We start from the raw sequence: 20,817 nt of genomic DNA, 5'->3' as shown, positions 1-20,817 counted from the left end.
GTCCGGGCCTGTCAACCCAGCGGGGCGCCCTCAGGCGACCGGCACCGGGTCGATGACGACCGTGGCGAGCCCCCGCTCGGCCAGCGCTCGTCGCAGCGCATCGCCGAGCTCGGCTCCGCCGGTGAAGACGGCCACGCTCTCCTCGTCGCCCTCATGGCCGAGCAGAGGCAGGCCGATGAGGTTGGTGACCCGCCGCGCGATGGCCGGCGCCGGGTCGATCCAGGTCACGGGCCAGGGTGCCAGCCGCTCCAGGCTGTCCGACAGCAGCGGATAGTGGGTGCATCCGAGCACGACGACGTCGGTCGGCGCCCCGTCGGTCGGGAAGCACGGCATCAGTTCGGGCGCGATCGCGTCGTCCTCGACGGGTTCCCCCCGCAGCCTGGCCTCGGCGAGCGAGGCCAGCCGGGTGGAGCCCACCAGCGTCACCCGGCAATCGCCGGCGAAGGAGCGGATGAGCTCCTGCGTGTAGTCGCGCTTCACCGTGCCCGGCGTGGCCAGGACGGCGACGTGGCGCGTGCGCGAACGCTCGACCGCCGGCTTGATGGCCGGGACCGTGCCGACGAACGGAACCGCGAAGCGGGCCCGCAGCGCGGGCAGGACCAGCGTCGAGGCGGTGTTGCACGCCACGACCACCAGGTCCGGCGCATGGGCCAGGATGAGGCGCGCCATCACGTTGACGACGCGCTTCACGAGTTCGCCCTCCTCCCAGCGCCCATACGGGAAGCCAGCGTCGTCGGCGGCGTAGACGAAGCGTGCGTCCGGACGGGCCCGCACGATCTCCTTGAAGACGGTGAGGCCGCCCAGTCCGGAATCGAACACGAGGATGGTGGGAGGCCGGGCGGGCAACGGCGCCGGGGTGGCGTGGACCGTGCCCGCGAGGAGGTCGACCCGCATGGCTTTGCCTGCTGGATGAGGAGGCCGCGATCGGCGGCGATGGACCATCAGACGCCCATGGTGGTTAACGCGCGGTCACCATGCCCGGCACGAGCCCTGGCTGCCGCTCCCTTGAACCCATGCCCGCCGCGGGTCAAGCCGCAGAGCCGAGGGCGGCCTCGGCCGCGGCCCGGCCGGCCAGCGTCGCTCCGCCCACGGTCATGGAGCCGGGCCCGGCCGTCGCCTCACCGGCGAAGAACAGGCGCTCGCCGACGGGGCGGCCGAGCGCGGCCCGCGCCGACAGGTGCCCCGGCGCGGCGACCGAGTAGGATCCCCGGGCCCAGGGGTCGCTCACCCAGTCGGCCAGCTTGCCGGCGACCACCTGGCCGCGCACCCGCTCGCCGAGGATGCCGGCGAGCACGTCCGTGGCATGCGCCACGGCCGCCGCCTCGCCGCGGGCGACGAGCTCCCGCGCCGGGTCGCCGCCGATGGTGGCGACGATGAGGTCGCGGTCGTAGGGGAAACACTCGAACACGAAGCCGGAGCGGATCTCGAACAGGTCGGCGGGCGACGGGAGGCCCAGGCGATCGCGCCCGACCGCCAGGGCGACCTTGGTGAGCGCGCCGCCGTGAAGGCGTTCCAGGGCGGCCCGATGCTCCGCCGGCAGCACCGGATCGAAGCGGATGCCCTGGGCCAGCACTCCGACGGGGACGGTCACGACCGCCTTGTCCGCCTTCACCGTGCCTTTCGGGGTCTCCGCCTCCACGCCCCCGCTTCCCCAGCGAAGGGCGTGGACCGGCGCCTCGAGGGTCACCGGCAACCACTGGCCACTGCGCGCCACCAGCGTGCCGTAGCCTTCGCGGACCGTGTCGTCGGCGCCTTCCCACTGCGCCATGATGTCGGCGACGCTGACGTTGTGCGGCTCCTCGCCGATAGCCTGCTGGGCGTAGCGCAGGGCCACCCAGCGCTCCATCTCGTCGCCCGGGGCGACCACGTCGGCGACGGACCGGTCGGCCCCCTCGACGTCGAGCGCTTCCATGCGGTCCCAGAGCCGGTGGCGTGCGGCGTTGCGCTCGTCGCGGAACGCGTCGGCCAGCGGGCTCGTCCCGTCGAAGCCCCGCCCTCCGCCCCAACCGCGATGGCGGGTCAGGGGCACGCCCAGCCCCTCCGCGATGCCGACCCAAGGATTGCGCTCGCGGAAATGGATGTAGGCGGCGCCCGCATCGAAGATCTGGCCGCCGACGGAATCGGTGAAGGCCCGCCCGCCGATCCGCTTGCGCGCCTCCAGGACGGTCACCGTCCGGCCGGCGGCGATCAGGCGTTCGGCGGCCGCGAGCCCGGCCGCCCCCGCGCCGACGACGATCACGTGGCGCCCGTCCCCCGTGCCGGTGCGGACGGCGGGCGCCGCGGGCGACACCGGGGCGTCGCCCGTCACGCGCCGTCTCCCGAACCGCCCGCGTCGGTCGCAGGCTTGGCCGGACGGGTCCCCGGCGGGGTCTGCTTGGGCCCCCGGCGCGGACGCGTCTGGGGCGTGTCGCGCGGCCCCTCGACGAGGCGAACCACCATGCCGCGCCAGGTGCGCACGTCCTGCTCCGTCAGGGCCATCCGGTGGAACATGTTGCGCAGGTTGCGGCTCATCACCGGTTTCTTGTGCTCGGGCCGGAAGAACCCGCGGCGTTCGAGTTCGCTCTCCAGGTACTCGAAGAAGGACATCACCATGTCGCGCTTCGCCGGAGGCCATTTCGGCTTGTATTCGAAAGGCAGCGCCTTCTGGCCGGCCTCCATCCAGGCATAGCCCAGGATCAGCACGGCCTGCGCGAGGTTCAGCGAGGCATAGGCCGGGTTCACCGGGTAGGTCAGGATGGCGTCGGCGAGCGCGATGTCGTCGTTCTCCAGGCCGGTGCGCTCGCGCCCGAACAGGACGCCGGCTTTCTCGCCCGCGCCCAGCCGGGCCTGCAGGACGGGTCCGGCCTCGGCCGGGCCGACGACGATCTTGCCCTGCCCGCGCTCGCGCGCCGTCGTGGCGTAGACGAAGTCGAGGTCGGCGATGGCCTCCTGCACGCTGGGGAAAATGCGGGCCGCGTCGAGAATGAACTCCGCCCCGGCCGCCGCCGCCCGCGCCTTGGCGTGCAGCCAGCGCTCCCGGGGACGCACGAGGCGAAGCTCGGAGAGTCCGAAATTGGCCATGGCGCGGGCGGCCATGCCGATGTTCTCGCCGAGCTGCGGCTCGACGAGGATGACGGCCGGCCCCCCTTCCAGCATGGGCCGCGTGTGATCGGTTCCCGCTCCGGGCATGCGCATGCGTCTCCGTTGTGGATCGGGATGCATGTAGCGCATCCCCGGCGCGGGGGGGAGCAGCGCAACCGCAGAATTCACCTCGCGGGAACAATGCCCCCGGCGTGCCGTTCGCTTCCCATGGCCCGCCAGCCGGGCAAGGAAACGATCGAGGTCCTCCCGTGACACGCACGCTCATCCCCGCCCGGCCGATCCTGGCCGTCCTGGCCACGCTGGCCGCGGCTTGCCCCGCCGTCGCGCAGAACCAGGCCCCTGCCCAGCCCGGCCCGTCCGCGGGCGCCGGGGCCGGCGCGCCCGGCCAGCCCTCATCCGACATGCGGGGCGGCCCGGTGGCCCCCTCGGCCGATCCGGCGAGCCCGGGCGAGATGTTCCGCGCCGAGCAGGAGATCGGCGAATGGCGGGGAAGCAAGCTGGTCGGCCTCGACGTGCTCGGCGCCGACGGTCAGAAGATCGCCGACATCCGCGACGTGCTCGTCAAGCAGGATGGCCGGATCACAGCCGTCGTCCTGGGCGTCGGTGGCGTGCTGGGCCTCGGCGAGCGGCTCGTGGCCGTTCCGTTCGAGCGGCTGGAGCTCGCGGCCCGGACGCTGGCCTCGACGAAGCAGCCCATGGCCAACCCCGAGACGGCGCGGACCGGCGCCAATCCCGAAGTCACGGGAGCCGTGACCGGCGGAAGCACGCGGGACGCCTTCATCACCCGCGGCGGCGCACCTGACCACGTGATCCTGCGCGTCGACAGGAAGACGCTCGAGGCCGCGCCTCGCTTCCAGTATGCCGGTCGAGGCTCCGCCACCGGGCCCGAGCCTTCCGCGCCCGCCGGCACCTCGGGGATGAAGGATCCCCCGCCCGCGACGCCCCCGCAGGACCAGCCGAAGATGCAGTAGCCCCCGCCCGTCCGGGCCGGGGCCCTGCCCCCGGTCCCCGACGCTTCTTCCAAAGGCGCGCTTTCACGGCTCCGGAGCCGGTGCTATGAGGAGCCCGACCCGTTCCGCCCCTTGTGGGCGGCCCCGAGCGCCCTAGTTGGAGAAGGTTGATTGGCGATGGCGAAGATCAAGGTGGCGAATCCGGTCGTCGAGCTCGACGGCGACGAGATGACCCGGATCATCTGGCACTACATCCGTGACAAGCTGATCCACCCCTATCTCGACATCGACCTGCAGTATTTCGACCTCTCGGTCGAGAACCGCGACGCCACCAACGACCAGGTCACGGTCGACAGCGCCAACGCCATCAAGAAGGTCGGCGTCGGCGTGAAGTGCGCCACGATCACGCCCGACGAAGGCCGCGTGAAGGAGTTCAATCTCAAGGAGATGTGGAAGTCGCCCAACGGCACCATCCGCAACATCCTGGGCGGCGTGATCTTCCGCGAGCCGATCATCTGCAAGAACGTGCCGCGCCTCGTGCCCGGCTGGACGCAGCCGATCGTGGTGGGCCGCCATGCCTATGGCGACCAGTACCGCGCCACCGACTTCAAGGTGCCCGGCAAGGGCCGCCTCACGGTGAAGTTCGAGGGTGACGACGGCACGGTCATCGAGAAGGAGGTGTTCAAGTTCCCGGACGCCGGCGTCGCGATGACCATGTACAACCTGGACGAGTCGATCCGCGACTTCGCCCGGGCTTCCCTGAACTACGGCCTGATGCGCAAGTATCCGGTGTATCTCTCCACGAAGAACACGATCCTGAAGGCCTATGACGGGCGCTTCAAGGACATCTTCGAGGAGGTCTACCAGGCCGAGTTCAAGGACAAGTTCAAGGCGGCCGGCATCACCTACGAGCACCGCCTCATCGACGACATGGTCGCCTCGGCGCTGAAGTGGTCGGGCGGCTACGTGTGGGCCTGCAAGAACTACGACGGCGACGTGCAGTCCGACACCGTGGCGCAGGGCTTCGGCTCGCTCGGCCTCATGACCTCGGTCCTGATGACGCCGGACGGCCAGACGGTGGAAGCGGAAGCCGCGCACGGCACCGTGACCCGCCACTACCGCCAGCATCAGAAGGGCGAGGAGACCTCGACCAACTCGATCGCCTCCATCTTCGCCTGGACGCGTGGCCTCAGCCACCGCGCCAAGCTCGACGGCAACGCCGACCTGGCGAAGTTCGCCGCGACGCTCGAGAAGGTCTGCGTGGACACGGTCGAGTCCGGCTTCATGACGAAGGACCTCGCGCTCCTCGTCGGCGCCGACCAGAAGTGGCTCTCCACGACCGGCTTCCTCGACAAGATCGACGAGAACCTGAAGAAGGCCATGGCCTGAGGCCAGGCGTTCCCCACGCTTCGAAAGGCGGGCCTCGGCCCGCCTTTTTTGTTGGGCGTCCTTGCGGTGGTGCGTCCTTCGACACGCAGCCTCTGGCGGCCGCTCAGGATGAGGACCTTTGGGGATGCGCGAACAACAGTGTTCCTCATCCTGAGCAGGCCGCGCGGCGGCCGTGACGAAGGACGCAGGACCCCTCAGCCGGTTTCGTTCTCTGAACCAGGTGGCGGCTTGCTGTAGTCCGGCGCGACCACGGTGTCCTTTCCCGCGGCGCGGCTGCGGGCGACGTCGTGGATGCGGCCGGCAAGGTCCGGGCGCTGGGCCATGAGGATGCGCAGGTCGGCGGCGTCCAGCACCAGGAGCTGGGAGCGGACGGTGGCCCGCACGGTCGCCGTGCGGCGGGTGTTCTTGAGGACGGCGATCTCGCCGAAGAACTGGCCCTCGCCCAGCACGTGGTGCCGGCCATGGGGGAGCTCGATCTCGACCTGGCCCGACGCGATGAAGTACATCGCGTGGCCCATTTCGCCGCGGCGCACGATGATCTCGCCGGCCTCCGCGGCCCGCGACCGCAGCAGGCGCATGATCTGCGCGACCTCCTCGGCCCCGAGGTCGGCGAACAGCGGCACCCGGGCGATCATGCCCCAGGTGACCACGAACTCCCGCCGGTGGATCACCTCCGAGAAGGCGGTGGCGATGATGCCGACCGGCAGGGCGAGCATGACGAGACCCATGACGGCGGTCATGGACGCCACGACCTTTCCCAGCGCGGTCACCGGGACCACGTCGCCATAGCCGACCGTGGTGAGCGTGATCATCGCCCACCACATGGCATCGGGGATGGTGCCGAACTTGTCCGGCTGGGCATGCCGCTCGACGAGGTGCATCACCGAGGCCGCGGCGATGACGAGGCCCATCAGGATCACGAGGCAGGCCGCCAAGGCGCGCCGCTCCTCGTGGATCGCCTCGAACAGGGAGCGCAGGCCCGGCGAGTAGCGGGCCAGCTTCAAGAACCGCAGCAACCGGAAAACGATGAAGCCCCGGAAGTCGGCTGGGATGACGAGCCCGAGGTAGAACGGCAGGACGGTCAGGAGGTCGACGATCGCGCCGCCCGTGAGCACGTAGGCGCGACGGGCCCGCCAGGGCGGGAGGTGCCGGAAAGGCGGGTACTCGACGGCTGCCCAGACCCTGAGGCCGTATTCGAGCGTGAACACGATCATCGCGGTGTATTCGACGATGTCGAAAACCACGCCGTAGGTGTCGGCGAGGCTCGGCACCGACTCGAGCACGACCGAGCCGACGCTCATCACGATGAAGAAGACGAGAACCGCGTGGATCCGTTGCGACAGGACGTCGCCCGGCTGTGCGTGTTCGAGAACTTCGTAGACCTGGCGCCTCGCGCGCGCCAGGCGCCTGCTCAATCGATGGTTGCCCCGGTTCACGGAGCGCCGAGTGCGGCCTCGATGGAGGCCAGGGCCGCGGCCGCGTTGGCTCCGTCCGGACCGCCGGCCTGGGCCATGTCCGGCCGACCGCCACCACCCTTGCCGCCGAGCTTCTCGGAGCCCAGGCGCACGAGGTCGACGGCGCTGAAGCGGCCGACGAGATCCGGCGTCACCGCCACGACGATGCCCGCCTTGCCGTCCTCCGCCACGCTGACGATGGCGACGACGCCCGAGCCGACCTGCTTCTTGCCTTCGTCGGCCAGGCTCTTGAGGTCGCGCATGTCGATGCCCGACACCGCCCTGGCCAGGAGCTTCACGCCGCCGATGTCGCGCACGGCGTCCGCCGCGCCTGCGCCGCCGCCGCCCATGGCGAGCTTCTTGCGGGTCTCGGCGAGCTCGCGCTCGAGCTTGCGGCGCTCCTCGACGAGGGCCGCGAGGCGATCGCCGACTTCGTTGACCGGAGCCTTGAGAACGCCGGCGAGCCCCTTCAGGCGCTTGCTCTCGCCATCCAGATGCAGGCGCGCGCCCTCACCCGACAGCGCCTCGATGCGGCGCACGCCAGCCGCCACCGCGCCTTCCGCCACGATGGTGACGAGCCCGATGTCGCCCGTGCGGGCCACGTGCGTGCCGCCGCACAGTTCGACCGAATAGGACGTTCCGGCATTGTCGCCGCCCGCGTTCGTCCCCATGGAGACGACGCGCACCTCCTCGCCGTACTTCTCGCCGAAGAGGGCCCGGGCGCCCGAAGCGACGGCGTCGTCGACACCCATCAGCCGCGTCACGACCGGCTCGTTCTGCCGCACGACGCGGTTCACGATCGCCTCGACGCGGGAGAGTTCCTCGTCCGCGATCGGCTTGGGATGCGAGAAGTCGAAGCGAAGGCGCTCGGCCGAGACCATCGAGCCCTTCTGGGCCACGTGGTCGCCCAGCACCTGGCGCAGCGCCTCGTGCAGCAGATGCGTCGAGGAGTGGTTGGAGCGGATCGCGGACCGGCGATCGTGCTCGACCACCAGCTCGACCGCGTCGCCCACCTTCACCGACCCGGCCTCGACCTTCACGTGATGGGCAAAGACGTCGCCGAGCTTCTTCTCGGTGTCGGTGACGCTGAGCAGCATGTCCGGGCCGCTGATGCGACCCGTGTCGCCGACCTGGCCGCCGGACTCCGCATAGAACGGCGTCTGGTTGAGGACGGCGATGCCCTCCTCGCCCGCGTTCAGGCGATCGACCACCGCGCCGCCGCGCAGGAGCGCCGTGACGACGCCCTCGGCCCGCTCCGTGTCGTAGCCCAGGAACTCGGTCGCGCCGACCTTTTCCTTGACCGAGAACCAGACCGCCTCGGTGGCGGCCTCGCCCGAGCCGGCCCACGCCGCCCGCGCCATCTCGCGCTGCTTCTGCATGGCGGCGTTGAAGCCGTCCACGTCCACCGCCACGCCGCGCGAGCGCAGCGCGTCCTGCGTCAGGTCGAGCGGGAAGCCATAGGTGTCGTAGAGGGTGAAGGCGACGTCGCCGCGCAGGCTCTGGCCCTCCGACAGGTCCTTCGCCTCGGCCTCGAGGATCGACAGGCCGCGCTCCAGCGTCTTGCGGAAGCGGGTTTCCTCCAGGCGCAGGGTCTCGGTCACCAGCGGCTCGGCGCGGACCAGCTCGGGATAGGCATGGCCCATCTCGCGCACCAGCGCCGGCACGAGCCTCCACATCACGGGCTCGCGCGCGCCCAGCAGCTCGGCGTGGCGCATGGCCCGGCGCATGATGCGCCTCAGCACGTAGCCGCGGCCCTCGTTGGACGGCAGGACGCCGTCGGCCACGAGGAACGAGGACGCGCGCAGGTGGTCGGAGATGACCTTGTGGCTCGCCTTCTGCGGACCGTCGGGATCGACGCCGGTGACCTCGGCGACCGCGCGGATGAGACCGCGCATGAGGTCGGTCTCATAGTTGTCGTGCGTGCCCTGCAGCACCGCCGAGATGCGCTCCAGCCCCATGCCGGTGTCGATCGAGGGCTTGGGCAGCGTGATCCGCTCGCCCGGCGCCAGCTGCTCGAACTGCATGAAGACCAGGTTCCAGATCTCGATGAACCGGTCGCCGTCCTGGTCGGGGGAGCCGGGAGGCCCGCCGGGGATGTGGTCGCCGTGGTCGTAGAAGATCTCGGAGCACGGTCCGCACGGGCCCGTATCGCCCATCGCCCAGAAATTGTCGGAGGTCGGGATGCGGATGATCTTGCTGTCGGGCAGGCCGGCGATCTTCTTCCACAGGGCGAAGGCTTCGTCGTCCTCGTGGTAGACCGTGACCGTGAGACGGTCCTTCGGCAGGCCGAACTCCTTCGTCACCAGGTTCCAGGCGAGCTCGATCGCGCGGTCCTTGAAATAGTCGCCGAAGGAAAAATTCCCCAGCATCTCGAAGAAGGTGTGGTGCCGGGCGGTGTAGCCGACATTGTCCAGGTCGTTGTGCTTGCCCCCCGCGCGCACGCACTTCTGCGAGGTGGCCGCGGTCGAATAGGGGCGCTTCTCGACACCCGTGAAGACGTTCTTGAACTGCACCATCCCGGCGTTCGTGAACATCAGGGTCGGGTCGTTGCGCGGAACGAGCGGGCTCGAGGCCACGATCTCGTGGCCGTTGCGCCCGAAATAGTCGAGGAAGGTCGATCGGATCTCGTTTACGCCGCTCATCGGACCGGAACTCGTTGATGCTGCAGGAACGACGGCTTTTCCGCCGCGAATGTCGTCTTCTAGAGGCGCGCCCACGAGAAGTCGAGAGCCCGCCCGGCGCGCGGGCCCCGCCGAGCCCGTGCTAGCCTCGAGCGGCCACGCGAGTGGCTCCGTCCTGGTCCCATGCTTTTCCGACAGGACGCATCTCGACATTTGAGAACGCAAGGATTGACCCATGAACCATAACCCGACCGTCGACCTGATCGAGGCGCTGGGCCGCGGCATCGCGGAACCGGCGGACGTCGCGGCCATGCTGCGCAGCCGCGGTATCGACAGCCTCGAAGACCTGTTCGCCGCCTTGCGCGAGGCACGAGGACCAGAGGCCCCCGACGAGGCCCATGTTCCCCTCTCGCTGACCCGCGAGCGGCCGTCCGCCCGAGGGCTCGCGGCCAAGCGCCCTCTCAAGCCGCGCCTGCCCGTCCTGATGAACGGAACCCTCTACGATCCGACGGATTTCGCCTCCCGGCAGGTCCGGCCGCTTCACCTCGTCTGGGCCGGGTGGCAGCAGTTCGTCGCCATCGACAACGACGACGTGATCCAAACCTGGTGGCGCGTGAACTGGCTCGACTCGCTCAACCGCGCCCTCGCGCCCTACGAGGACGATCCGAGCGTTTCAAAGCCGTACAAGCCGGGCACCGGCGCTCCGCCCCCCGCGCCGCCCGCCGGCCAGAAGCCCCCGCCTCCGCCGTCTCCCGATCCGGGGTGGACGTTCGACCTGAAGCAGGCCCAGTTTTTCGAGCATGAGAACCTGACCGGCAGGAACCTCCCGCTGGAGCGAAATCGAGGCTTCTACGACCTGACCAAGGCGCGGCGCGGCGTGCTGCAGGATTGGAACGACGCGATTTCCTCGCTGTACATGCCCTCCGGCGTCTGCGTCCTGCATGAGCACATCCATTGGAGCGGACAAACGCTGACGCTCAACATTCCGCCCCAGGCAGGATGGCGGGCCGAGCGCGACCTGCGTCAGATGGCTCATCTGACAACGGCGGACTGGAACGACAGGGCCTCCTCCATCGAGTTCTGGTGATCGCCCCAAAAACGAAGAGGGCGCCGTCGCCGGCGCCCTCCCCTGCTCACCGTGTGTCGCCCACGGCGTCAGGCTTCGCCCTCGTCGAGATCCTCGGCGGAGGGATCGATGTTCTCCAGGATGCGCTCGGCCAGGAGGCCGGCATTCTGGCGGATCTGCGCCTCGATGCGGGAGGCGACGTCCGGGTTCTGCTTGAGGAAGCCCTTGGCGTTCTCGCGGCCCTGGCCGAGGCGCTGGCTGTCGTAGGAGAACCAGGCGCCGGACTTCTCGACGATGCCGGCCTTCACGCCGAGATCGACGAGTTCGCCGACCTTGGACACGCCTTCGCCGTACATGATGTCGAACTCGACCTGCTTGAAGGGCGGGGCCACCTTGTTCTTGACCACCTTCACGCGGGTCGTGTTGCCCACGACCTCCTCGCGGTCCTTGATGGCGCCGATGCGGCGGATGTCGAGGCGGACCGAAGCGTAGAACTTGAGCGCGTTGCCGCCGGTGGTCGTCTCCGGCGAGCCGTACATCACACCGATCTTCATGCGGATCTGGTTGATGAAGATGACCATCGTGTTGGAGCGCGAGATCGAGGCCGTGAGCTTGCGCAGCGCCTGGCTCATCAGGCGCGCCTGCAGGCCCGGCTGGACCTCGCCCATCTCGCCCTCGATTTCCGCGCGCGGCACGAGAGCCGCGACGGAGTCGACCACGAGCACGTCGATGGCGCCGGAGCGCACCAGCGTGTCGCAGATCTCCAGCGCCTGCTCGCCCGTGTCGGGCTGCGAGATCAGCAGGTCCTCGAGATTGACGCCCAGCTTGCGGGCATAGACCGGATCCAGCGCGTGCTCGGCGTCGATGAAGCCGCACACGCCACCCTTCTTCTGGGCTTCGGCGACGGTGTGAAGCGCGAGCGTCGTCTTGCCCGACGATTCCGGCCCGTAGATCTCGATCACGCGTCCGCGCGGCAGGCCGCCGACGCCCAGTGCGATATCGAGGCCCAGCGAACCCGTGGAGACGGTCTCGATCTCGACCGCCTTCTCGTTCTTGCCGAGCCGCATGATGGAGCCCTTGCCGAACGCGCGCTCGATCTGGGAGAGCGCTGCATCAAGGGCTTTTGCCTTGTCCATGGATTGACCTTCGACGAGTCGGAGCGACGGTTGCGACATGACGTGGCGTCCTTATGGCACGAGCGCGGAACGAGTCTCAACGGATTGGATGCACGATGATTTTCATGGTTTGTTCTAATCCGCAAGTTCTTTTTTTGTTCTCGTTCACGACCACGGAAACACCATTCGAAAAGTGAGTCTTTGCAACGGGTTTGCGGACGGCTCGGCGAAGTTGAATCGAGGGGCCGACCCGGCGTCGGCGCCGATTCACCTTCTCTTCACCATGGCGACGCAGCCGAGGGCGAATCACCACGCCGGCCCCTGATCGGCCGGCGCCTTTGCTGCCAGGGCCCAGTGCCCATGCGGCGAGAAGCCGGTGCGCGGCGTCTCGCGCGCTGCCCTAGCCCAGCGCCTTCTTCACCTCTTCGATCATCTTCTGCAGCGTGAAGGGCTTGGGCAGGAAGCCGAAGGTCTCGCCTTCCGGAAGGTTGCGGCTGAAGGCCTCCTCCGCGTAGCCCGAGCAGAAGATGATCTTGGCGGTGATGCCCTTGCGGCGCAGCTCGCCCAGCATGGTGGGCCCGTCCATCTCCGGCATGACCACGTCGGAGACGATGAGGCTGATCGGTCCGTCGTGCTCCTCCACCACGTGGAGCGCATCGATGCCGGAGGACGCCTCGAGGACCCTGTAGCCGTGCCGGGCTAGCGCCCGCGCGCCGAAGGCCCGCACGGCTTCCTCGTCCTCGACCAGGAGCACGGTCTCGCTGCCGGTGAGGTCGGGCTTGGCCGGCGGATCGGCCTGCACCGGAGCCGGCGTGGCTCCCGTGACCGCGCCGTTCTCCGCCACCTTCACCGCCGGCTTGTCCTTGGCCTCGGCCTGGCCGTCCACCACCGCCTCGCCCACGTGCCGCGGCAGGTAGATGCGGAACACGGTGCCCTTGCCGACCTCGCTGTCGCAGAAGATGAAGCCCTCGGACTGCTTTACGAAGCCATAGACCATGGATAGGCCGAGGCCCGTCCCCTTCCCCACTTCCTTGGTGGTGAAGAAGGGCTGGAAGATCTTGTCGATGATCTCCTTAGGGATGCCCGACCCCGTGTCCCCCACCTCGATGGCGACGTAGTCGGCGGCCGGCATCACCGCCTCGCCGACGTCCGCCGCCTCGGCGGCGGTGACGTTGCGGGTGCGCAGCGACAGCACGCCCCCATTGGGCATCGCGTCGCGGGCGTTCACGGCCAGGTTGACGATCACCTGCTCGAACTGGATCAGGTCGGCCCGCACCGGCCACAGATCGCGCCCGTGCTTCACGTCGAGCGAGATGCGCTCGCCGACGAGCTTCTTGATCAGCATGGTGAGGTCGGTCAGCACCTCGCCGAAATGCATGACCTGGGGCCGCAGCGTCTGCCGGCGCGAGAAGGCGAGCAGGTGCCGCACCAGGCTCGCGGCCCGGTTGGCGTTCTGCTTGATCTGCATGATGTCGTCGAAGGACGGATCCGTCGGCCGGTGGTTCACCAGCAGCAGGTCGGCGTAGCCGATGATGCCCTGCAGCACGTTGTTGAAGTCGTGCGCCACGCCGCCGGCGAGCTCGCCCACCGCCTGCATCTTCTGCGCCTGGGCGAACTGGGCCTGCAGCGCCCGCTGGTCGGTGGTGTCGAGCGCGTAGACGATGGCCGCCTCGCCGTCCTCGCCGTTCTCGACGGAGGTCACGAAGAAGCGCGCCGACCGGTTGGCGTCCATCACGAGCGACAGCTCGACCGGGGCGATGTCCCCCGCCCCGGCGGCCGCCTGCGCCACGGCCTGCGTCAGGCTCTCGCGATCGCGCTCGGAGACGACCGAGAGGATGGAGCGGGCCTCCGCCATATCCTGGCCCTTGAAGGCCGCGCCGAAGAGCTTGGCGAACAGGCCGTTCGAGCGCGCGATCCGGCCGTTGCGGTCGATCGTGGCGATGGCCAGCGGCGAATTGTTGAAGAAGCGCGCGAAACGCACCTCGGCGGCGCGCTGGCCCTCCGCCACGTCCTCCCCGGCCGACCGGTTGAGGATGAGCGTGCGCGAGGCTCCCGGCGTGCCGTCGTAGCCGTAGGCGACCCGGTGGAAGACCCGCACGGGCAGCGGATGCCCGCCGCGCCGGCGCAGGTCGAGATCGTGGGTCTCGGTGCGCACCTCGCCCGCCCCGCCCGGAACGCCGGACAGGAGCGCGGCCCCTTCCCCGGGGACGAGATCGCGCAGCTTGAGGCCGCCCGGCCCGAACTGGGCGAGGTCGTAGTCGAGCCAGCCCGCCAGCGTCGCGTTCATATAGATGATTTCGCCGCCGGCATCGACGGAGAGGAACCCCGCCGGCGCCTGGTCGAGATAGTCGATCGCGTGCTGCAACTCCTGGAAGACGTTCTCCTGGCGCTTGCGGTCGCGGGTGACGTCGGCGACCGTCCACACCGCGGCCCGGACGCCGTCCGGCTGTTCCAGCGGCCGCACCCGGATGCGGTACCAGGCCGCCCCGTCGAACCCGCCGAGCGGCGGCGACAGCCGCACCTCCTCCGAGGCGGGGCGCATGTCGCGCGCCGCCTGGGCCAGCCTGTAGATCGCCTCCGACACGTCCGAGGCGCCGGTGAAGAGGCGCTCCACCGTCAGGAGGTTTTCCGTTCCGGTGGTTCCGGCGAGGCGCTGGTAGGCCTCGTTGGCGTAGACGACGCGCCCGTCCGTATCGACGATGATCACGCCTTCGGACGCCGTGTCGACGACGGCCTTGGTGGTGTCGTTGCGCGTGGTGCGCCCGGCGAACTCGATGATTCCGACGGCACCGGCGAACAGGGCGAAGACGCCCATCACCGCCAGGAGCGCGAGGAGCCCGATGATGAGCGGCTGCGCCTTCTCGCTGGCGAGCAGGGAGACGGCGATGCCGGCACCCACGAGCGCGCCGGCGAGCGCCAGCAGCAGGCCCGCATGGCCCGCTCGCGGCATGCGCCCGGCCCCCGTCGGCGCAGCCCTTGAGCTCGGCGACTGGGTGCTCGTTGTCGCCTCAAGGGACGCGTTCTTCACCATGCTCGACCCGTCCGCCACCGTCACGACACCCTCCTGCGCAGGCGCATGACGTAGCCGATCACTTCGGCCACGGCCTTGTAGTGCTCGACCGGAATGTCCTGATCCAGATCGACGGCCTTGTAAAGCGCACGCGCCAGGGGCGGATTTTCAACCACGGGAACCCCGTTTCCCTCCGCGACGGCACGGATCCGGAGCGCCACCGCATCGAGGCCCTTGGCCACGCAGATGGGCGCGGCCATGCCGCGATCATATTGTAGAGCCACCGCATAGTGGGTCGGGTTCATCACGACGACGGTGGCTTTCGGAACCTTGGCCATCATGCGGCGCCGCGATGCCTGGGCGCGCAGCTGCCGGAGCTTGGCCTTGATCTCGGGATTGCCTTCCGTCTCCTTGTACTCTTCCTTGATGTCCCGCTTGGTCATCTTCTGGCGATTGTACCAGGTGATGCGCTGATAGATGTAGTCGCCGCCGGCCAGGAAGGCGTAGATGGCCAGGACGGCCCCCATCAGCTTCAGCGCCTCGTAGCGCGTGGCGGGTAGCAGATGGGTCACGTCGAGAATCACCAGGGATTCGAGACGTCCCCGCTCGGGCCACAGCACATAGGCCATCGCGGTGCCCACCGCGCCGAGCTTCACCAGGCCCTTGATCAGCTGGACGACGGCTTCCTTGCCGAAGATCCGCTTGAACCCCGACAGCGGCGAGATGCGGGCGAGCTGGGGCGTCAGCGGCTCGACCGTGAAGATCGGCCGGTGCTGGATCATGCTGCCGACGAGCCCGCTCAGCAGCAGCACGACGAAGGGGAAGGCCATGGCCGCCAGCGCGACCAGGATGGCGTGGGTGCCGAACGCCTGCAGCCCGGCGGCATCGGTCGGATAGCGGTGCAGGTTGCCCAGCATGCCGCGCAGGCCCGAGGTAAGGGTGGACGCGGAATCGCCGCTCATCGTCATGAGCGCCAGCGTGCCGCCGGCCAGCACGAACCAGGTGCTGACCTCGATCGAGCGGGCCGTGTCGCCGCGCTCGATGGCCTGTTCGAGCCGTCGTAACGTAGGGTCTTCTGTCTGGTCCTCGCGGTCGTCGGTCTCGGCCATGGCCGTTCACCGTGCCACGAAGGGGGCCAGGAGGTCGGCGACCTCCCTGAGGAAGCCCGTCATCATCAGGCCGATGACGCTTCCCAGGATCAGGAACCCGATCAGGATCGTCGCCGGCATGCCCAGGAAGAACACCTGCAACGAGGGCATGAGGCGCGACAGCACCCCCAGGCCCAGGTTGAACAGGATGCCGAACACGATGAAGGGCGCGGCGATCTGCACCGCGATCGAGAAGCCCTTGGCCATCGTGCTCAGCGCCAGGCGCGCCGCATCGCCGGTGTCGGGCGAAAGGCCGGGCGGCAGCACGCCGTAGGATCCGCGGATCGCCGCGATGACCACGTGGTGCGCGTCGGTGGCGAACAGCAGCGCCACGCCGAGCAAGGTGAGGAAGTTGCCGAGCGCCGCCGCCTGGCCACCCTGGGTCGGATCCACCGTCTCGGCGAAGGCCAGCCCGAGCGATTGCGACACGAAATTGCCGGCGGTCTGCAGGCTCGCCACCACCAGCCGGCCGGTGATCCCGATCATCAGGCCGATGGCGAGTTCCACCAGCATCAGCCCGAAGACGGTGTCGGGCCGCAGCCCCTGCTGCGGCAGGAGAGGCTGGACGACGGGCATCAGGGCGAGCGTCATGAACACGGCGAGGGCGAGCCGGGTGCGCGCCGGCAGGAGGCTCTCGCCCACGGCGGGCAGCAGCATCATGAGCACGCCGACGCGCGCGAAGACGAGCATGAACAGGGCCGCAACCGGTACGCCGAGCGTGAAGCTCATCGTGTCTCCCGCCGCACGGTCGCTGCGCCTGGCGGTGCGCCCGCGGACAGGCGGGGCGAGGACCGGCCCGGTCCAGGCGGCGACGGCGGCCGCCATTCTAGCCGCCCGTCGCGATTCGCGCCGCGATCCGCGTCATGTAGGCGGCGAGAGCGTCGCCCATGAAGGGCAACAGCAGGATCATCGCCAGCCCGACGGCGATGATCTTGGGCACGTACACGACCGTCTGCTCCTGGATCTGGGTCAGGGCCTGCACCAGCGAGATGACCACGCCGATGACCAGCGCGATGAGCATGAGGGGACTGGCGACCTTGAGGAAGGTCATGATGCCGTCGCGGGCGACGTCGAGGAGCTCGGGGCCTGTCATGGTGGCGGCTCCTCAGATCGGCATGCGCATGATGTCCTCGTAGGCCGCGATCACCTTGTCGCGCACGGCCACGAGCGTCTGCAGGGCGGCTTCCGATTCGGCCACCGCGGTGACCACGTCGACCATGTCCGCCTTGCCCTGCGTTGCGGCCACCGCCTGCGCGTCGGCCTGCCGGCCCGACTGGGCCACGGAATCGAGCACCTGGCTCAGGGCCTGGGCGAAGCTCGGACCGCCGGCATTGGGGCCCGACAAGCCCGGAAGGCCGCCCGAGCCCCCGTTCGGCGTTGCCAGACGCTGCATGGCAGCATAGGCGCCTGCGGCAGAGGTGGGGTTCGGCATGGTCTCACGTCCTTCTGGTCGCGATCGTCAGAAAAGGGTCAGGCGCGCAGGATCTCGATCGTACGGCTGAGCATGCGGCGGGTGGCGCCGATGACGTTCAGGTTGGCCTCGTAGCTGCGCTGGGCCTGGCGCATGTCCATCTGCTCGACCAGCGGATCGACGTTGGGAAGCTTCACGTTGCCGGTCGCGTCGGCGCCCGGGTTGCCCGGCTCGTAGCGTGACTTGAACGGGGTCTTGTCCTTGGCCACCCGCCCCAGCGCCACCGTGTCGGCCTCGAGCTCTCGGTCGAGCTTGTGCTGGAACGTGGCGATCTTGCGCCGGTAGGGATCACCTCCCGGCTTGGCGGCCGTCGAATCGGCGTTGGCGAGGTTTTCCGAGATGACCCGGATGCGGCCGGCCTGGGCCTTGAGGCCCGAAGCCGCGATGGCGATGGAACGTAGGAAGTCCATGGCGGTTTCTCAAGCCTTCTTGCCGACGGCGATCAACAGCAGCCCGAGGCTCTTGCTGTAGAGCGTTGCCGCTGTCTGGAAATCCATCTGGGTCTGGGCGACCTTGAGCATCTCGTCTTCGAGGGTCACGGCATTGCCTGAGGGTTCCGTCTCGAACTTGGCTGCCCCCTTGGCCCCGGGCACCCCGCCTCCGGCCGTCGCGCCGATGTGGGCCGCCGACGTCGTGGCGACCGTGACGCCCAGCGAGCCGCTGGACTGCGCCTTCAGGTCGCGCGGCTTGAAGCCGGGCGTGTCGGCATTGGCCACGTTCTGCGCCAACAGTTTCTGGCGAGACTGCAGCCACTGCATGCGCCCCTTCAGCTGCTCCATCAGGGGGAGCCCGATTCCGGCCACGATTGCCTCCACATCTGCTGGGCAAAAAATGCCGGGCGCATGGTTAATGGGCGGTAAACGGGCGTGCGCGCCTGGGCTGTTGTCCACCGCGCCTTCGCGTATTGACGCAGTCGCGCGGGCAAGTTCGTGTTAAGACGTTCGAGTTAGCCGCCTGCCTTCGGGAGTGCCACGATCTTGCAGTCGCTGTTCGGAATTCAGCTTCCAACCCCCGTCGTCCTGGCCATCGCCTTCGCCGTCATCTTCGCGCTGCTGGCCATCTTCGCCATGTTGCTGCGCAAGCTGAGCGGCACCAGGCTCAACGCCCTCGGGGCCGGCGGGCGCGGGCGACAGCCCCGGTTGGGCCTCGTCGACGCCTTCGATCTCGACCGGCAGCGGCAGCTCGTCATCGTGCGCCGCGACCATGTTGAGCATCTCGTGATGATCGGCGGCCCCAACGACATCGTCATCGAGACCAACATCGTGAGAGGCGCCGCCTCCGCGGGCCGCGACCTCGGCGAGGCGCGGATCGAGCCGCGGATGGAGCCCGGCATGCCCGTGGCGCCGCCGCCGGTGATTCCGGCCGCGCACGTGGCGCCCGTCCCCCCGCCTGCCCCGCCCATGGCGCCCCAGCCGATCGCCCCCGCGTCCCAGTCGATGGAGACGGCGGGCCTGCCGCCGCTCCCGCCGGGCCTGCGTCCCGAGCCCCCGATGGGAATGGTCCCCCCTCCGCCTCCGCCGCCTCCCATGCGTCCGACGCCGGACCGGGCCGGCGACCTCCGGCCGGTCTCGCGGGCCACCATGCCGCCCCCGCCGCCTCCCCCGCCGCGGCCCGAGCGGTCGCCCACGCCCGCCGAGATCGCGCGGATGGCCGTGCCGCAGCCCAGGATGGCTCCGCCGCCTCCCCTCCCCGTGAACCCGCAGGGCCCTCCCCCCGTCGCCCCGCCGCCCGTCGCCCCGCCGCCCGTCACGCCGCCGCAGCGCCCGGCCCCGGTTCCGCCGGCGCCCGGCGCGGAGAACGACGACGACGCCGCGGCCAGGATCCTGTCCGTGCTCACCGGCAAGGGACCCGCCCCCTCGCCGGCCACGGGCGAGCCGATGCGCCCTCCGGTCGCCGACGGCGCCGGGCGGCCCGGTCGCGTTCCTCCCATGGTCGAACCGGAAGCACGGGCGGAACGCGCCGTCGAGCATCCCCCGATGCCGGCGAGGCCGCCGCTGCCGGAGGCGGAGCCGGCGAGCTCCGCTCCTCCCGTCGAGCCGGCGGTCAGTGAGCCGGCGCCGGCCCCGCGGCCCCCCGTCGAGCCCCCGACCGTTCCCGCGCAGGTGGCGCCGACGCCGCCCACGCCCGAGCTGTCCGACATGGCGCGACGCCTCGAAGAAGCCCTGAAGCGGCCGTTCGCGGCCGTGTCTCCGGGAGCTCCCAGGACGCCGCCCGCTCCGCCGACACCGCCGCCCGCTCCGCCGGTCGTGTCGCCGTCGATGGCGCCGCCGTCCGTCGTGCCCCCGCCGCCGCCACCCGTGGCGCCGCCCGCCCCGGTGATGCCGCCGCCGCCGGTTGCGCCTCCCTCGGTCACGGCGCCGCCTCCGTCGGCAGCGCCCCTGCTGCGACAGGAGGCGAGGGTCGAGGTGCGCCCGGCCGAACCGCCGCCGCCGCCGCCGCGCGAGGCCCCTCCGGCCGCTCCCGTGCCGCAACCCGAGCCCGCGGCACCGAAGCCCGCCGCCGAAGCTCCGGCGCCCCGTCCGGTTCCCAAGCCGACCTCGGACACGCTGGATTTCGACAGCCTGGAAGCGGAGATGTCGCGGCTGCTCGGGCGCGATCTCGGCGGGAAGACCTGAGGGGCGGAGCGCCACTGGCAATCCGCAGCCACTTCTCCACAGCCCATTGACGGGCCGAGCGGGCGCGCAGGCGTGACCCGGAGCCGCGCGCTCCGGTACCGTCTGGGCATGATCAAGGGGATTCGCGACGCGCCCGTCCGCCGCCGGCTGATTCAGGTTCTCGCCTGGGCCCTGGTGGGTGGCGCCGTGCTGGGCGTCTGGTCGGGCGCCTCGGCCCAGACCTTCACCCTCGATCTCGGCCAGGGCGGAACCGGCGTCACCGAGCGGGCCCTGCAGCTCGTCACCCTCATCACCGTCCTGTCGCTGGCCCCGGCCGCGCTGGTGATGGTGACGTCCTTCACGCGCATCGTCGTGGTGCTGTCGCTGCTGCGTTCGGCGCTCGGCGCTCCCACCGCGCCCCCGAACACGGTGATCGTGAGCCTGGCGCTCTTCCTGACCGCCTTCGTCATGGCGCCGACCCTGCGCAGCACCTACGACCTCGGCGTGGCCCCCCTGCTGGCGGGCCAGATCCAGCCGCAGCAGGCCTTCGAGCGCGGTGTGCAACCGATCCGGCAGTTCATGCTGAAGAACGTGCGCGAGAAGGACTTGGCGCTGTTCCTTGACCTGTCACGCGAACCGCGGCCGGCCACTCCTGAAGCCACGCCGCTCACCACGCTCGTGCCCGCCTTCATGATCTCGGAGCTGCGCAGGGCCTTCGAGATCGGCTTCCTGCTCTACATCCCGTTCCTGATCATCGACCTCGTCGTGGCCTCGATCCTGATGTCGATGGGCATGATGATGCTGCCACCGGTCACGGTGGCCCTGCCCTTCAAGCTGATCTTCTTCGTGCTCGTCGACGGCTGGAATCTCGTCGCCGGCAGCCTGGTGCAGAGCTACGGCCCGTAGAACCCGGCGAGC

The 20,817-nt window shown here is 69.8% G+C and carries 18 protein-coding genes; 5 read left to right on the top strand and 13 right to left on the bottom strand.

Translation table 11 applies throughout. The annotated features are described in order from the left end of the window. Positions 1–30 precede the first annotated feature (30 nt). From murI to Q0Q47_RS20335, 3 genes are all read right to left on the bottom strand, one after another. Positions 31–894 carry a glutamate racemase gene (gene murI / locus Q0Q47_RS20345; protein ID WP_293863843.1) on the bottom strand — a complete coding sequence of 288 codons (864 nt, stop codon included), beginning with the start codon at positions 892–894 and terminating at the stop codon, positions 31–33. Between the two features lie 133 nt (positions 895–1,027). After that, entirely contained in the window at positions 1,028–2,308 is a 1,281-nt protein-coding gene (locus Q0Q47_RS20340) for an NAD(P)/FAD-dependent oxidoreductase (RefSeq protein ID WP_293863840.1), read from the bottom strand. Further along, positions 2,305–3,168 carry an RNA methyltransferase gene (locus tag Q0Q47_RS20335; RefSeq protein ID WP_293863837.1) on the bottom strand — a complete coding sequence of 288 codons (864 nt, stop codon included), beginning with the start codon at positions 3,166–3,168 and terminating at the stop codon, positions 2,305–2,307. Before Q0Q47_RS20335 ends, Q0Q47_RS20340 begins: the two co-directional genes overlap by 4 nt. A gap of 161 nt (positions 3,169–3,329) precedes the next feature. Between Q0Q47_RS20335 and Q0Q47_RS20330 the strand changes: the two genes are divergently transcribed. Together Q0Q47_RS20330 and Q0Q47_RS20325 are read left to right on the top strand one after the other, a co-directional pair. Then, a complete protein-coding gene (locus Q0Q47_RS20330; protein WP_293863834.1) occupies positions 3,330–4,052 on the top strand; it encodes a PRC-barrel domain-containing protein in 723 nt (240 codons plus the stop codon). 156 nt (positions 4,053–4,208) lie between these two features. After that, positions 4,209–5,420: an NADP-dependent isocitrate dehydrogenase gene (locus Q0Q47_RS20325; protein WP_293863831.1), complete on the top strand. Its 1,212-nt coding sequence runs from the start codon at positions 4,209–4,211 to the stop codon at positions 5,418–5,420. 194 nt (positions 5,421–5,614) lie between these two features. Here the strand turns inward: Q0Q47_RS20325 and Q0Q47_RS20320 are convergent, their stop codons facing one another. Continuing rightward, positions 5,615–6,835: a cyclic nucleotide-gated ion channel gene (locus Q0Q47_RS20320; protein WP_293863828.1), complete on the bottom strand. Its 1,221-nt coding sequence runs from the start codon at positions 6,833–6,835 to the stop codon at positions 5,615–5,617. A 17-nt stretch (positions 6,836–6,852) separates the two neighbouring features. Continuing rightward, positions 6,853–9,516 carry an alanine--tRNA ligase gene (alaS, locus tag Q0Q47_RS20315; RefSeq protein WP_293863825.1) on the bottom strand — a complete coding sequence of 888 codons (2,664 nt, stop codon included), beginning with the start codon at positions 9,514–9,516 and terminating at the stop codon, positions 6,853–6,855. A gap of 214 nt (positions 9,517–9,730) precedes the next feature. On the opposite strand from alaS, the gene Q0Q47_RS20310 reads away from it, so the two are divergent. Further along, a complete protein-coding gene (locus tag Q0Q47_RS20310) occupies positions 9,731–10,582 on the top strand; it encodes a hypothetical protein (protein ID WP_293863822.1) in 852 nt (283 codons plus the stop codon). 68 nt (positions 10,583–10,650) lie between these two features. On the opposite strand, the gene recA is transcribed toward Q0Q47_RS20310, so the two are convergent. From recA to Q0Q47_RS20270, 8 genes are all read right to left on the bottom strand, one after another. Beyond that, positions 10,651–11,736, bottom strand: a complete 1,086-nt coding sequence (gene recA / locus Q0Q47_RS20305) for a recombinase RecA (RefSeq protein WP_293863819.1) — start codon at positions 11,734–11,736, stop codon at positions 10,651–10,653. 340 nt (positions 11,737–12,076) lie between these two features. Then, entirely contained in the window at positions 12,077–14,626 is a 2,550-nt protein-coding gene (gene cckA / locus Q0Q47_RS20300; protein WP_293863816.1) for a cell cycle histidine kinase CckA, read from the bottom strand. A 101-nt stretch (positions 14,627–14,727) separates the two neighbouring features. Continuing rightward, on the bottom strand, positions 14,728–15,795 hold the full coding sequence (flhB, locus tag Q0Q47_RS20295) for a flagellar biosynthesis protein FlhB (protein ID WP_293863813.1): 1,068 nt from the start codon (positions 15,793–15,795) through the stop codon (positions 14,728–14,730). A gap of 6 nt (positions 15,796–15,801) precedes the next feature. Next, complete coding sequence (fliR, locus tag Q0Q47_RS20290) at positions 15,802–16,563, bottom strand: flagellar biosynthetic protein FliR (protein ID WP_293863876.1); 762 nt, start codon at positions 16,561–16,563, stop codon at positions 15,802–15,804. A 97-nt stretch (positions 16,564–16,660) separates the two neighbouring features. Next, positions 16,661–16,927 carry a flagellar biosynthesis protein FliQ gene (gene fliQ / locus Q0Q47_RS20285; protein WP_293863810.1) on the bottom strand — a complete coding sequence of 89 codons (267 nt, stop codon included), beginning with the start codon at positions 16,925–16,927 and terminating at the stop codon, positions 16,661–16,663. A gap of 12 nt (positions 16,928–16,939) precedes the next feature. Beyond that, positions 16,940–17,266, bottom strand: a complete 327-nt coding sequence (gene fliE, locus Q0Q47_RS20280) for a flagellar hook-basal body complex protein FliE (RefSeq protein ID WP_293863807.1) — start codon at positions 17,264–17,266, stop codon at positions 16,940–16,942. Positions 17,267–17,304: 38 nt separating this feature from the next. Further along, on the bottom strand, positions 17,305–17,715 hold the full coding sequence (flgC, locus tag Q0Q47_RS20275; RefSeq protein WP_293863804.1) for a flagellar basal body rod protein FlgC: 411 nt from the start codon (positions 17,713–17,715) through the stop codon (positions 17,305–17,307). A gap of 9 nt (positions 17,716–17,724) precedes the next feature. After that, complete coding sequence (locus Q0Q47_RS20270; RefSeq protein ID WP_293863801.1) at positions 17,725–18,108, bottom strand: flagellar basal body protein; 384 nt, start codon at positions 18,106–18,108, stop codon at positions 17,725–17,727. Between the two features lie 174 nt (positions 18,109–18,282). Here Q0Q47_RS20270 and Q0Q47_RS20265 point away from each other — a divergent pair, with 174 nt between their 5' ends. Together Q0Q47_RS20265 and fliP are read left to right on the top strand one after the other, a co-directional pair. Next, positions 18,283–19,920 carry a hypothetical protein gene (locus Q0Q47_RS20265; RefSeq protein WP_293863798.1) on the top strand — a complete coding sequence of 546 codons (1,638 nt, stop codon included), beginning with the start codon at positions 18,283–18,285 and terminating at the stop codon, positions 19,918–19,920. Between the two features lie 108 nt (positions 19,921–20,028). Continuing rightward, positions 20,029–20,805 carry a flagellar type III secretion system pore protein FliP gene (gene fliP / locus Q0Q47_RS20260; RefSeq protein ID WP_293863795.1) on the top strand — a complete coding sequence of 259 codons (777 nt, stop codon included), beginning with the start codon at positions 20,029–20,031 and terminating at the stop codon, positions 20,803–20,805. Positions 20,806–20,817 lie beyond the last annotated feature (12 nt).

The organism is uncultured Alsobacter sp., from assembly GCF_945952055.1.
GTDB lineage: Bacteria > Pseudomonadota > Alphaproteobacteria > Rhizobiales > Beijerinckiaceae > Alsobacter.
Note: the sequence above shows the minus strand (reverse complement) of the source record. Positions and strands in the feature narration are given on the sequence as shown.

What these genes read in the sequence shown, in the direction of transcription:
- murI (WP_293863843.1), bottom strand. Translation starts at nt 894, where the DNA reads ATGCGGGTCGACCTCCTCGCGGGCACGGTCCACGCCACCCCGGCGCCG.
- Q0Q47_RS20335 (WP_293863837.1), bottom strand. Translation starts at nt 3,168, where the DNA reads ATGCCCGGAGCGGGAACCGATCACACGCGGCCCATGCTGGAAGGGGGG.
- Q0Q47_RS20325 (WP_293863831.1), top strand. Translation starts at nt 4,209, where the DNA reads ATGGCGAAGATCAAGGTGGCGAATCCGGTCGTCGAGCTCGACGGCGAC.
- alaS (WP_293863825.1), bottom strand. Translation starts at nt 9,516, where the DNA reads ATGAGCGGCGTAAACGAGATCCGATCGACCTTCCTCGACTATTTCGGG.
- Q0Q47_RS20310 (WP_293863822.1), top strand. Translation starts at nt 9,731, where the DNA reads ATGAACCATAACCCGACCGTCGACCTGATCGAGGCGCTGGGCCGCGGC.
- recA (WP_293863819.1), bottom strand. Translation starts at nt 11,736, where the DNA reads ATGTCGCAACCGTCGCTCCGACTCGTCGAAGGTCAATCCATGGACAAG.
- cckA (WP_293863816.1), bottom strand. Translation starts at nt 14,626, where the DNA reads ATGCCGCGAGCGGGCCATGCGGGCCTGCTGCTGGCGCTCGCCGGCGCG.
- flhB (WP_293863813.1), bottom strand. Translation starts at nt 15,795, where the DNA reads ATGGCCGAGACCGACGACCGCGAGGACCAGACAGAAGACCCTACGTTA.
- fliR (WP_293863876.1), bottom strand. Translation starts at nt 16,563, where the DNA reads ATGAGCTTCACGCTCGGCGTACCGGTTGCGGCCCTGTTCATGCTCGTC.
- fliQ (WP_293863810.1), bottom strand. Translation starts at nt 16,927, where the DNA reads ATGACAGGCCCCGAGCTCCTCGACGTCGCCCGCGACGGCATCATGACC.
- fliE (WP_293863807.1), bottom strand. Translation starts at nt 17,266, where the DNA reads ATGCCGAACCCCACCTCTGCCGCAGGCGCCTATGCTGCCATGCAGCGT.
- flgC (WP_293863804.1), bottom strand. Translation starts at nt 17,715, where the DNA reads ATGGACTTCCTACGTTCCATCGCCATCGCGGCTTCGGGCCTCAAGGCC.
- fliP (WP_293863795.1), top strand. Translation starts at nt 20,029, where the DNA reads ATGATCAAGGGGATTCGCGACGCGCCCGTCCGCCGCCGGCTGATTCAG.